Raw genomic sequence first — 12,330 nt, 5'->3', positions numbered from 1 at the left:
AGCTTTTTAAGACGTTTATAAAAGTAAAAGTGCTCTAGTAATATTAAAAAAAGGGTTTACAAAAGAGCGTTTTGTGCTAAATGATGCTAACCAACATACGTTAGTGTTAAATGCTCAGGATACTAATTTTGTATTGAGTACAACACAGGAAGCAAGCAATATTCTCTTATCAGAATTTATTTGTAATACTTTGTATTATAGGTATTGGTTTTATGGTAAAAAGAGTGTTTGCGGCTAAGGAAAACAAGGAGGAAGAGTACTATAAATTATGAAGACTAAAATAAAGAAAACACTATGAAAATAAAATTAGCAATCTTATATTTTTTAATCTGCACTATTAGTAGAGCGCAGGATAAAGAAACGTTTACAGGGAGTGAAGATAATGTAGAATACAAAGCAATTTTTGATGGTAAAGATGTGTATGTAACATTACGTATAGAGTTTAAAGAGACGATGCAATCTATGTTGCACCGGGGCTATACCATATATTTTGATGTAAAAGGGAAGAAGAAGAAAAATGTAAGTATACACTATCCTTTAAACGCAGGACGATCAGAAAAAGGTTCTAAACCAGAAAGAGGAGAACGTAGAGAAAAAGATGAAAATAGTGAGCAAAAAGGTCCAGATATAGCAAAAATGATTGAAAATGCTCCTAAAAAGGCAAATTACACCTATTTTGATTCTTCTAGAGATTTTAATTTAGATATAAATGATTTAGGAATTACAATGAGCTATAATTATGAAGATGCGAATGAAGGACCAATTTTAGTATATCATTTAAAAATTCCGGCTTCAAAAATATCTGAGGACAACATAGATTTGACTAAGCTATCTATAGGTATTGTTTCTAATAAGTTAGCACAAAACCAACAACAACCTAGTGTAAGTATGGGCGGTAGACAAGGTGGTGGCCAAGGTAGACCTTCTGGTGGCAGAGGCGGTGGTCGTGGTGGCGCTGGTAGAGGAAACAGTGGTGTACCTGCGCAAAGAACTGCAACAACAGAAAATACAATAGATTTTTGGTTTAAGCTTTATCCCAAAAAAAATAAATAGAAACACTAACCATTACAGTTTATTAAATATTTAATTTATCTAAGAACCGATTACGTAACTGTAGTCGGTTTTTTTTTGCGTTATGTTTTTTTAATTAGCTGTAAATACAACGTATTAATACCTATAATTATATTCTATAATTGTAATTAGTTGCTCAAAATCTCATCGATTAAAATAGGGTTTTGGTATAGAGAATTACCCCTAACGTCTATTACACTTTATTATGGTCGTCTTTTGTTTCACTTTTGAAGTGTAAATTAAAATACACGTTAAATGAAACGATTACTAATTATATCCATGGGCTTTTTAGTGCAAGTAAGTTTTGCGCAAACAAATGAAGCATTAGCAAAAACAACTTGGACACTACAAGATTGTATTACTTATGCTGTAGAAAATAACATAACACTAAAAGATGCAGCATTAGACAAATCTCAAGCAGATGTAGCTTATTTTAAAGCTAAATCTTCTAGGTTGCCAAATCTTTTTGGCTCTGCGTCTCAAAGTTTTACCAATGGTAGCTCTATAGATCCTATTACAAGTGATTTTGTAACAGATCAAATATATAGTACCAATGTAGGTTTAAATAGTGCAGTTACACTTTTTCAGGGCAATCAAATTAACAATGAAATTGCAAAAAATAAAATACTTTCAAACCAAAGTTTGTTTTTGCAGGAAGAGGCTAAAAACAATATTATTTTAAGTGTTTTAGAAAATTACTTACAAGTGTTACACGCTAAAGAAGGTATTGCTATTGCAGAAAACAACTTAAAATCATCAGAGGCAGAGGTAGAACGTGCTAAAGCAAGGTTAGATGCTGGTACAATAGCACTTAATGATTATACAGAAGCTCAAAGTCAGCAGGCATCTAATAAGTATGTTCTAATAAATGCTAAAAACACATATCAGCAATATATGATAGCCTTAAAACAATTACTAGAGCTAAACCCTGCTAAAGATATAGTAATAGAGCCACTAGACAACAACACAGATTACTCATCTATATTATTAGATAAAACAGAAATATATAGTAAGGCTTTAGGTATTCTACCAGAGGTAAATGCTAGTAATTTAAGTGTAGCGTCTAGTAAAAAAGATTTAGATATTGCCAAAGGAGCTTATTTACCAACTTTGTCTTTAACATCAAACATAGGAACAGGTTATACAAGTATTAATAATAACACATTTACAGATCAGTTTGAAGTTAATTTTAACCAACGAATAGGTTTGTCTCTTAACATTCCAATTTTTAATAAAAATCAAACAAAAGCGGCTGTTCAAAATGCAGAAATTAATATTGAAAAAGCACAAATAGCAAAGCTATCTACAGAAAAAGAAATATATCGTAAAGTAGAAACTGCTTATCAAAATGCAGTATCAGCTCAAGAGCAATTGTTTGCTGCCGAATCTTCTATGGAAGCTGCTAAACAGTCTTACCAATTAGCTCAAAAAAAATACGAGTTAGGAGGCTTAAGCACAACAGATTTAGTAATTAGTCAAAACACTTATACCAGTGCACAAGAAGACTATTTACAAGCAAAGTATCTACATATTTTATATCACGAATTATTACAATTTTACCAAGGAAACGACATAAAACTTTAATCAATATAGTTATGAAAAATAAAAAAAACATAATAATAGTCAGTATTGTATTAATTGCACTAGCAATTGGTGTTTACAGCTTTTTTAAAAGCGATAATGCAATAATTATAGAACCTAAAACAGTTAGTGCTAAAAAAGCAAATGTTACTACAATGGTAACAGCAACAGGAACCATTGAACCAACAAACCAAGTAGATGTTGGTACACAAGTTTCTGGTGTTGTAGAGAAAATATATGTAGATTATAACAGTGAAGTAAAAGCAGGTCAATTAATAGCAGAATTAGATAAAACTAATCTGTTAGCTACATTATCGCAGGCACAAGCTGTTTATGATAATGCTGTAAATCAAAAAAACTACACAAAAACCATTTACGACCGTCAAAAAACATTATACGACAGTCAGGTTATAAGTAGGTCTGATTTTGATGATGCAAACTTCAATTATGAAACTGCAAAAAGCACAGTGACTCAACGCTTGTCTGATTTACAAAAAGCGAGAACCAATTTAAGTTATGCCGATATATTTTCGCCAATTGATGGTGTGGTATTATCGAGAGCCATTGACGAAGGTCAAACTGTAGCCGCAAGTTTAAGTGCACCAACCTTGTTTACCATTGCACAAGATTTAAAAGAAATGCAGGTAGAAGCTGATGTTGATGAAGCAGACATAGGAGAGGTAAAAGAAGGGCAACGTGTTAGTTTTACTGTTGATGCTTATTTAGGAGAAGAATTTGAAGGCGTTGTTACACAAGTACGATTAAACCCAACCGTAACTTCTAACGTGGTTACTTATACGGTTGTGATTAAAGCTGATAATCCAGACTTAAAATTAAAACCAGGTTTAACAGCTACCATTTCTATTTACACTTTAGAATTAAAAGATGTGTTAACAGCTGAAGCCAAAGCCATTAATTTTAAGCCAACACGACTAGAGCTTGAAGCGTATAACGAACAACAAAATATAAAGGTTGAAGCATCTAATGAAAGATCAAATGAAAAATCAACAGATAGGTCATCAACAAATAAAAAGAATGGTAGCGTTGTTTGGGTTTACAGTAGTACTGGAGAAATAAAATCTCAAAAAGTCACTTTAGGAACAAGTGATGGTGTTAACGTTCAAATTTTAGAAGGTATTTCTGAAGGTGATAAATTAGTGTACAGTTTAGAAGGCGTTAGTGCTTCAGAAACAAAAACAACAGATAAAAGCGAAAGTCCATTTATGCCACAAACAACAAGAGGTGGAGGAAAAAGATAATACTATGAGCAAAGCAATTATAAAAATAGAAGATTTAAAACGCGAATTTACCATGGGATCCGAAACGGTACGCGCGTTAAAAGGTATTTCGTTTGATATAAAAGAAGGTGAGTTTGTAACCATTATGGGGTCATCTGGTTCTGGAAAAAGTACGATGTTGAATATATTGGGTTGTTTAGACCAACCTACATCTGGCAACTATGAAATTGATGGTGTTAAGGTTAAAGACCTTACTAAAAATCAGTTAGCAACCATACGTAATGAAAAAATCGGATTTATTTTTCAATCCTATAATTTATTGGCAAGAACATCTGCTATCGAAAATGTAGAATTACCGCTATTATATAATAGTAAAGTGTCTACAGAAGAACGCAGAAAACGTGCTATTGAAGCTTTGCAAAAAGTAGGCTTGGGCGAAAGATTAGACCATAAACCTTCACAACTTTCTGGAGGGCAACAACAACGTGTTGCCATTGCACGGTCATTAGTTAATAATCCTGTTATGTTACTTGCCGATGAAGCAACAGGAAACTTGGACACACGAACTGCCTATGAAATTATGTCCATTTTTCAAGAGTTAAATGAACAAGGTATTACTATCGCTTTTGTAACGCACGAAGAAGATATTGCAACATTTAGTAGTAGAACCATTGTTTTAAAAGATGGAAATATCATTCAAGATTACAAAAATGAAAATGTACAATCGGCAAAAGAAGAGTTAGCAAAATTACCTAAACAAGACCATTAATTATGAGACTATTAAATTTATTTAAAATCGCAACAAAGGCAATTATTCTTAATAAAACAAGAACATTGCTTACCATGTTAGGTATCATCATTGGTGTAGCATCTGTAATTGCTATGTTAGCCATTGGTGAAGGTTCTAAAGAAAGTATACGTACTTCTATTTCTGCTATGGGTTCTAATATGATTACCATTAAACCAGGAGCAGATGATAAAGGACCTGCAAGAGGGAGTGGAGGCGATGTTCAAACATTAACACTTGAAAACTACGAGGTTATTAAAGAAAAAGCTGATTTATTAAGCTATGTAACGCCTCTTGTAAATGGAAGTGGACAAATTATTAATGGCTCTAATAACTGGCCAAGTAGTATTTACGGTGTAAACCCAGATTATATTAAAATTAAAGTAGTAGGCTTACAAAGTGGAAGTATGTTTACAGATGCAGAAGTGAAGTCTGCTTCTAAAGTGGCTGTAATTGGTCAGACTGTAGTAGAAAACGTATTTCCAGATGGTCAAGAGCCAGTAGGGCAAATGATTCGTTTTAATAATATTCCGTTTAAAGTAATTGGTGTTTTAGAAGAAAAAGGAGAAAATACTTTTGGGCAAGATCAAGATGATGTAGTTATTGCACCCTATACAACAGTACAGAAACGTATTTTGGCAATCGATCATTTAAATCAGATTATAGCATCATCAATAAGTGAAGATGAAGCAACCGAAGCGGTTACCCAAGTGATAGATATATTAAGAACCGAACATGAGTTATTAGACAATCAAGAAGATGATTTTAGTGTAAAATCTATGGAAGAGTTAATTTCTACATTTAGTTCTACTAGTGAAATGCTTACTATTTTACTAGTTGCAGTAGCCAGTATATCTCTATTAATAGGAGGTATTGGTATTATGAATATCATGTATGTATCTGTAAAAGAACGTACAAAAGAAATTGGTTTGCGTATGGCAGTTGGTGCTAAAGGTGCAGATATTTTAATGCAATTCTTAATTGAAGCCATTTTAATAAGTATTACCGGTGGACTCTTAGGTGTTTTATTAGGGCTTGGTGCCACCGTGTTTATAGAAAAATTCTTAAATTGGCCTACAAGCGTAGCCTTGTATTCTATTGTGATTTCTTTTGCTGTTTGTGCAGTAACTGGTATCTTTTTTGGATGGTATCCTGCTCGAAAAGCATCGGCTTTAGACCCAATAACCGCATTACGTTACGAATAATATATATGATGTTAAAAAACAAAAATATAACCCTATTATCGCATATACTGATTTGGATTGTACTCTTTAGTATGCCTTACTTATTATCTTACGGACAGGAACAAGAAATAAATAGAGTTGTTATTCATTTTTGGACTCCATTGGTGTTTTCGGCAATTCTATTTTACTTTAATTATTTTGTGCTAATTGATAAATTTTTATTTCCAAAAAAAATAATTTGGTTTGTAGGTATTAACATAATTATAATTTCTTTTTTCATTTTTTGTAAAGAGACTATAGAAGCAACTTTTTTTGAAGAGCTAACCAAAAATCGTATCAATACCAAAGAAGGTGGAGCCCCAAGATTTAAAATGTTTATTTATGTTCAAATGGTATCATATATGGCGCCTTTGTTGTTTTCTATTGCGGTTAAAACAACCAAGCGTTGGGTTAAAACAGAGGCAGAACATAAAGAGGCTGCTAATTTTAAACTGAAATCAGAACTACAGCATTTGCATTACCAATTGCAACCACATTTCTTTTTTAACTCATTAAATAATATTTATGCTATGGTAGATGTATCGCCAGATGAGGCTAAAACAGCTATACATAGTTTAAGTAAACTTATGCGTTATATGTTGTATGAAACTAATGTAGAGCAGGTTTCGTTATCTAAAGAAATAGATTTTATGAAAAAATACATAGAATTAATGAAATTGCGTGTATCAGATAAAACAACAGTAAATTATAGTTTCCCTACTACAGAAACAGGAATAAAAATTGCTCCATTATTATTTATTTCATTAATTGAAAATGCTTTTAAACACGGTGTATCTGCAAGTAAAAAGAGTATAATTAATATAGAAATGATTTGTAAAGAAAAGACGGTATATTTTACTATAAAAAATAATGATTTTCCTAAAAAGATAGATGATAAAAGTGGCTCTGGAATAGGGCTTCTTAATATAGAAAAGCGCTTAGAGTTATTGTATCCAAAGAAATACAACTTTAAAACAACTCTAGAGAACAACTATTTTGTATCTCATTTAGAAATTGAAACCAACTAGATTATGAGCAATATAAAAATTACTTGTGTTATTGTAGATGATGAACCTATGGCGCTTAATTTAGTAGAAAGCTATGTTGAAAAAACCCCTTTTCTAGAGTTAAAGCAAAAGTGTAGTAGTGCAATTGAAGCTTTGGAGTGTATTAAAAACGAACCTGTAGATTTATTATTTTTAGACATACAAATGCCAGATTTAACAGGCATAGAGTTCTCTAAAATGCTACCAAAAGAAACACGTGTAATATTTACAACTGCGTTTGATGAGTATGCTTTAGAAGGCTTTAATGTAGAGGCTTTAGATTATCTATTAAAACCTTTTGATTATGCAGAATTTCTAGCAGCAGCAAACAAAGCAAGTACTTGGTTTTCGTTAGTGAAAGGAAAAAACCAACCTATAGTTTCAGAAGAAAAAGAATTTCTTTTTGTAAAATCTGAGTACAAACAATTGCGAATTAAACTTGCAGACGTTTTGTATTTTGAAGGTTTAAAGGATTATATAAAGATATGGTTAAAAGATAATCCTAAACCTGTTTTAACACTTATGAGTTTAAAGTCTTTGGAAGAGGAGTTGCCAAAAACCAACTTTATGCGTGTTCATAGATCCTTTATTGTTTCTTTAAAAAATATAGATGTTATAGAACGTAGTCAGATTATTATTAATAAGCAACGTATAACGGTTTCAGAGCAGTATAAATCTGCTTTTCTAGAATTTGCAAATAATAACTCTCTTTAAAAACATGCTAATTATTATTTGGTCTATAAAAAAATGTGTTTGGTAGATTAGTAATTAGTACCTGTCTATTTTACACTTGAATATTTAGAGGAGCACTTATCTTTGCGGTAACATTAACAATAAAACAAATAGATCATGAAAAAAATAGCACTAACCTAAGTAGTTACAGTAAGTTTATTAAGTTGTAATAGCGTTAAAAACGTAAATACATCAAATATTGCAGATGCAGCAACTTTATTAAGTTCATTAAGCTCTAACTCTACAGTTCAACAAATATCTAGTCTTTTTAGTTTATTAGATTCTAATAAAGATCAGGCTATTAGCTCTACAGAAGCAATTGGATCTGTGTCAGAAAATTTTAATGTTTTAGATACAGATAGTAATTCAAGTTTAAACTTAACAGAGTTAACAGGTTTACTTGCGTTATTAAAATAATCCATTTAAGTAATTTTAAAAAAGGTGCATTTATAGTGCGCCTTTTTTTATGCGGTATATTTAATAATTGTATAAGTTAATAATATTTAATCTATAAAAACATTGTAGTCGTAGATACAATTTATGCATTTATCTATTTGCTTTTTTTAACACACTTTTTGAGTATACTTTTAAACTATTAATAAAAAATAGAGTCTTATTAAAGTAGAAAGTTTAACCTTAAAATGTATCAATTATGAAAACATTAATTAAAAAATACATAGTACCTGTAACTCTTTTGGTGGCGTTTACAACACAAGTTTCGGCACAAAGAAAACTTACTACGAAAGAGAAAACTGTAGTAACAACTACAACCACAAGAAGTACAACAAGTAGAAGAGTGCCAAGTACAAAAGTAACGTACAAAACACCTAAAAAGAAAGTTGTATCTGTAAGAACAGTACCTAATAGAACAGTTATAAAACATAGAGGGCAAGATTACTACTATGCTAATAATAGGTTTTATACACAATCTAGAGGTAGGTATATTGTAATTGCACCAAAAGTTGGGTTTAGAATAAAAGTATTGCCTACAAACTATAAAAGCGTACGCTTTAACAATCACACTTATTTTAATGTGCAAGGTATTTTTTACTCACAAATAAATAATGAATACGAGGTTGTAGATCCAGAAGTTGGTACTATTGTGTATGAGTTACCAGACGATTATGAAAAGGTAACCTTAGACGGACAATCGTATTACGAGTATGCTAATGTATTGTATGAAAAAGTACAAGTAAACGGAACAAGAGCCTATGAGGTTGTTGGTATTATAGATATGAATTAAGTTGGGTTTGTTTAGGTTAGTTTAAAAAAAAGGAGGATAATTAGATGCTAATTATCCTCCTTTTTTTCGTTGTTTACCTATTATAAAAGAATAAATAAAGCGACGTCAAAACTATTTATTAGAAACTCTAATAGTTCTAAGCTTAATAAGACCAAATGCATTTAGTATTTTAATAATAACATAGGTAACATCTACCTCGTACCATTTTACACCAAAATTAGCTCTACTAGCATATTTGTGGTGGTTGTTATGGTAACCTTCACCCATCATTAAAAAATCGAACCTGAAAAGGTTTTTGCTGGTGTTTTTCATTTTAAAGTTTACGTAGCCATAAATATGACCAAACCAGTTAATAATAACACCGTGTATTGGTGCCATTAAAAAAGCAATTGGTAATAATGCCCACTGCCAAACTGCTGTTGTAAAGTATGCAAAAAACAAAATATACAATGTTAGCCAAAGCAATCTAGAAAATCTAGAACTTGCAAAAGTATCAAAAGCTTTCCATTGTGGTACGTTTTTAGTAAAACGCTGATCAACAGCAATGCGTTCTTTATTTATATCCTGATAAACTGTTTTTGTACGCCACATCATAGCAAATAAGTTGGCATCATGAGATGGTGAATGCGGATCTTTTTCTGTGTCTGTATACGCGTGGTGCATACGGTGCATAACACCATAACCATAAGCGCTTAAGTAACTAGAACCTTGAAAAATCCAAGTTAATACAAACGTAATACGTTCCATAGTTTTGGACATGGTAAAAACTTGGTGTGCTGCGTACCTGTGTAAAAAGAAAGATTGAAAAAATAAACCTCCGTACCAAAGTACTATAATAAAAATGACTACTGCCATAACTCTTTTTTTTACAAAGGTATACCGCTATTTTACTATAAACAATGAACCTAAGTCAATAAAAATGGGCTTATAGGCGCTTTCTTATACGACTTAGAGCTTGTGCCGTTATACCAATGTAAGAACTTATGTACTTTAATGGAATTATCTTTAAAAGCTCTGGCCTTTCCTTAAATAATTTAAGGTAGCGTTCTTCTGCGGTAAGATTTAATAAATTCTGTTCTCGCTTAGATTTTAATAAAAACAAACGTTCTGCTGTTAACCTACCTATAAAATTACCTATTTGCGTTTTAGCGTAAATCTCTTGTAAATCGTTATACGTTATACTTAAAAGAGTAGTGTTAGAAAGTGCTTGTAGCTCGTAGGCAGAGGGTTGTTGTGTTAAAAAAGAATCGTATGCACTAACAAACTGATTGTCAAAACTAAAGCCAAACGTAATTTCTTTGTCCGGATTTTCTTTAGGTATAAACAAACGCACCACGCCATTTTCTATAAAAGAGATATGATTTTCTATTTCATTAACCTTTAAAAAAACAGTCTTTTTAGGAATTACACGACGTTGTAATTTAGACGTAAAAAACGCCCAATCTTCATTAGAAATTGTTGCTATTTGATCTAAGTATGCTTTTATCTGGTCCAAACCTTTTAATCCTAGTAATTAAGCCTGTAAAGATAAGCATTACTGTTTTTTATGCGTCAATTTATAATTATAATTACAACGAATATAGGTCAAGACTACTCAAATATATACGCACTATATCTTCCTATCGCAAATTGATCTATTTTTGGTTGCCACATTAAAGTGGATCATAGAATGAAAAAGTTTATTTATTTAAGTGCTATAATCGTTGTTTTTTCATCTTTTTTTTCTTGTAAAAAGGAGCTAACAGAACAGCAAAAAGTATTTTTAGAGTTTGCAGAACTAGAAAATAGGTATGGAGGTTCTAATTACTATTATAATTTAGATTTACAGAGTTTTTATGAAGAAGAGCCTGTTTTTTATGATAGTATTTTTGATATTAAAAAATTAGAAAAAGAATTACAACAGAACTTTACTATTAAGAAAGATGATAACTCTACCTTAAATTACAGTTATTCTAACATTAGTAACCCTCTACAATACCCACACCAAGTAGTTTTTAAAGATGTTGTAGAAGATACTGTATATGTAGAATTCTCTGTCTTTGTACCAGATAGTTACGATAAGTTTTCTTTAACAAAAGAAGATGTTGGTACTAAATTTATAAAAGATGGCTTAAATATTACAGTATTAGATGTAAGAAATGATGCAGCAACTTTAGTATTAGAAAATACAGCAGAAACAAACGATTATTCTTATACCTATGGCATACGTACAAACAGAGGAGACACTGCAGAAGAACCAATAGGTTATAAAAACAATTTGTTTAGTGATGGTAATTATAAAAAACCAAATAAAAAAGGTCGTTTTACAGAGTTTAAAAACGATACATTAAAAGTTACTTTTGATAGGTTAAGTATTAGTGTTGCAGACGAAAAAGGAAAAACCATTAAAAGTGATGGGAGTATTATAGATTTTAGACATTATTTATGGTACAGAAAAAATGATATGCCTTATCCAGAGTTATTACAATCTTATTATAATTTAAGAGATAGGTATAAAGAAGAAAGTAAAGATCCAAACCACAAATATAATCCCCTGTATGTTGTTAACCTTAGAGGTATGGGTAAAATTGATAAGTTAAACTTTTTTCTTCGTTCAAATAAGGGAAAAAAGGAAGTCTTAAGTTTAAAACCAGTAGCAAATGAAGTACTTGCTAGCACCGTTTTAAAGGAAGATAAATACATTGAAAAACCAGTATATAAAAAATTAGAACTTTTAACTAATTCTATTATAAAAAAGGAATTAAAAACGCGTTTTGTAGCTTTAAACCAGGACAATAAATACAATTTATATACTTCTTTACCTTCTAATTATGACAATCTTAATAAAATTTATGTAACAGATCTATATGTAAAGACAGAAGAGAACGATTCTATAGAAGTTGGTAGAACAGATAGTTATTACAATGGTTTTTTAATAGGAAATCCAGAAAGTATACAAAGTAGAACGTTTGAGATGCAAGACGATACTATTTTATATACAAAAGTAAGTGGCACAATAAGTGTAAGTACAGAAAAAATTGAAGAAAAAGTTTATACATTAGATAAACTACCCAAAACATATCGTTATGATAAGCGTACCAATTCTTTAGATGCAAAAGTAGATAGCTCTTCAGGGCAATTCTTTTTATATGCATTTACAAATGAAGACTTAGAAACATCAATACCGTATTACGTATTAGAATCAGATCAAGAGAACCACGTAATTATAAATTTTAAAACTGAACCTAAAACAATAATTATTAGGCATAAACCTTATGATTGGAAATATTCTACTGATAATTATACAACAGAAGTTCCCTTTGAAATTGAAATACCGAGTAAAAGCCTAAAAAAAGAATAGCTTTTTTTTTATTCGTAGAAAAAAAACGATTATAAATACTAATAAAAACACTCTTAACCAGAGTCCTAA

At 30.9% G+C, this 12,330-nt stretch carries 12 protein-coding genes; 9 read left to right on the top strand and 3 right to left on the bottom strand.

Translation table 11 applies throughout. The features are described from left to right. Nucleotides 1-294 precede the first annotated feature (294 nt). The 7 genes from M4I21_RS01755 to M4I21_RS01725 all read left to right on the top strand — a co-directional run bounded on the left by M4I21_RS01755 (nt 295) and on the right by M4I21_RS01725 (nt 7,660). The gene (locus M4I21_RS01755) at nt 295-1,053 is read left to right on the top strand and encodes a hypothetical protein (RefSeq protein ID WP_249557301.1); all 759 of its coding nucleotides are present in this window, start codon (nt 295-297) and stop codon (nt 1,051-1,053) included. A gap of 273 nt (nt 1,054-1,326) precedes the next feature. After that, nucleotides 1,327-2,655, top strand: a complete 1,329-nt coding sequence (locus tag M4I21_RS01750) for a TolC family protein (RefSeq protein WP_249557299.1) — start codon at nt 1,327-1,329, stop codon at nt 2,653-2,655. A gap of 11 nt (nt 2,656-2,666) precedes the next feature. Next, entirely contained in the window at nt 2,667-3,911 is a 1,245-nt protein-coding gene (locus tag M4I21_RS01745) for an efflux RND transporter periplasmic adaptor subunit (RefSeq protein ID WP_249557298.1), read from the top strand. A 4-nt stretch (nt 3,912-3,915) separates the two neighbouring features. After that, the gene (locus tag M4I21_RS01740) at nt 3,916-4,659 is read left to right on the top strand and encodes an ABC transporter ATP-binding protein (protein WP_249557296.1); all 744 of its coding nucleotides are present in this window, start codon (nt 3,916-3,918) and stop codon (nt 4,657-4,659) included. Between the two features lie 2 nt (nt 4,660-4,661). Next, nucleotides 4,662-5,882: an ABC transporter permease gene (locus tag M4I21_RS01735; protein ID WP_249557295.1), complete on the top strand. Its 1,221-nt coding sequence runs from the start codon at nt 4,662-4,664 to the stop codon at nt 5,880-5,882. Between the two features lie 71 nt (nt 5,883-5,953). Next, complete coding sequence (locus M4I21_RS01730; RefSeq protein ID WP_249557293.1) at nt 5,954-6,928, top strand: sensor histidine kinase; 975 nt, start codon at nt 5,954-5,956, stop codon at nt 6,926-6,928. A 3-nt stretch (nt 6,929-6,931) separates the two neighbouring features. After that, nucleotides 6,932-7,660, top strand: a complete 729-nt coding sequence (locus M4I21_RS01725) for a LytR/AlgR family response regulator transcription factor (RefSeq protein ID WP_249557291.1) — start codon at nt 6,932-6,934, stop codon at nt 7,658-7,660. 311 nt (nt 7,661-7,971) lie between these two features. Here M4I21_RS01725 and M4I21_RS18530 read toward each other — a convergent pair whose 3' ends face one another. Beyond that, nucleotides 7,972-8,100 (bottom strand): hypothetical protein, encoded by a 129-nt coding sequence (locus M4I21_RS18530; protein ID WP_283771736.1) that lies wholly within the window; start codon nt 8,098-8,100, stop codon nt 7,972-7,974. Between the two features lie 230 nt (nt 8,101-8,330). Between M4I21_RS18530 and M4I21_RS01720 the strand changes: the two genes are divergently transcribed. Further along, entirely contained in the window at nt 8,331-8,921 is a 591-nt protein-coding gene (locus tag M4I21_RS01720) for a DUF6515 family protein (protein WP_249557290.1), read from the top strand. A gap of 111 nt (nt 8,922-9,032) precedes the next feature. On the opposite strand, the gene M4I21_RS01715 is transcribed toward M4I21_RS01720, so the two are convergent. Both M4I21_RS01715 and M4I21_RS01710 read right to left on the bottom strand, forming a co-directional pair. Further along, complete coding sequence (locus M4I21_RS01715) at nt 9,033-9,776, bottom strand: acyl-CoA desaturase (protein ID WP_249557289.1); 744 nt, start codon at nt 9,774-9,776, stop codon at nt 9,033-9,035. 70 nt (nt 9,777-9,846) lie between these two features. After that, the gene (locus M4I21_RS01710) at nt 9,847-10,416 is read right to left on the bottom strand and encodes a Crp/Fnr family transcriptional regulator (protein WP_249557288.1); all 570 of its coding nucleotides are present in this window, start codon (nt 10,414-10,416) and stop codon (nt 9,847-9,849) included. Between the two features lie 174 nt (nt 10,417-10,590). Here M4I21_RS01710 and M4I21_RS01705 point away from each other — a divergent pair, with 174 nt between their 5' ends. After that, on the top strand, nt 10,591-12,261 hold the full coding sequence (locus M4I21_RS01705; RefSeq protein WP_249557286.1) for a hypothetical protein: 1,671 nt from the start codon (nt 10,591-10,593) through the stop codon (nt 12,259-12,261). Nucleotides 12,262-12,330 lie beyond the last annotated feature (69 nt).

Source organism: Cellulophaga sp. 20_2_10 (assembly GCF_023476645.1).
Classification (GTDB): Bacteria; Bacteroidota; Bacteroidia; order Flavobacteriales; family Flavobacteriaceae; genus Cellulophaga.
The sequence above is the reverse complement of the archived record's forward strand: the minus strand, read 5'-3'. Positions and strand labels throughout refer to the sequence as shown.

Bases quoted from the DNA above. Each gene is read 5' to 3' on its own strand.
- M4I21_RS01730 (WP_249557293.1), top strand. From the start codon at position 5,954: ATGCCTTACTTATTATCTTACGGACAGGAACAAGAAATAAATAGAGTT.
- M4I21_RS01750 (WP_249557299.1), top strand. From the start codon at position 1,327: ATGAAACGATTACTAATTATATCCATGGGCTTTTTAGTGCAAGTAAGT.
- M4I21_RS01735 (WP_249557295.1), top strand. From the start codon at position 4,662: ATGAGACTATTAAATTTATTTAAAATCGCAACAAAGGCAATTATTCTT.
- M4I21_RS01745 (WP_249557298.1), top strand. From the start codon at position 2,667: ATGAAAAATAAAAAAAACATAATAATAGTCAGTATTGTATTAATTGCA.
- M4I21_RS01725 (WP_249557291.1), top strand. From the start codon at position 6,932: ATGAGCAATATAAAAATTACTTGTGTTATTGTAGATGATGAACCTATG.
- M4I21_RS01705 (WP_249557286.1), top strand. From the start codon at position 10,591: ATGAAAAAGTTTATTTATTTAAGTGCTATAATCGTTGTTTTTTCATCT.
- M4I21_RS01720 (WP_249557290.1), top strand. From the start codon at position 8,331: ATGAAAACATTAATTAAAAAATACATAGTACCTGTAACTCTTTTGGTG.
- M4I21_RS18530 (WP_283771736.1), bottom strand. From the start codon at position 8,100: ATGGATTATTTTAATAACGCAAGTAAACCTGTTAACTCTGTTAAGTTT.
- M4I21_RS01715 (WP_249557289.1), bottom strand. From the start codon at position 9,776: ATGGCAGTAGTCATTTTTATTATAGTACTTTGGTACGGAGGTTTATTT.
- M4I21_RS01740 (WP_249557296.1), top strand. From the start codon at position 3,916: ATGAGCAAAGCAATTATAAAAATAGAAGATTTAAAACGCGAATTTACC.
- M4I21_RS01755 (WP_249557301.1), top strand. From the start codon at position 295: ATGAAAATAAAATTAGCAATCTTATATTTTTTAATCTGCACTATTAGT.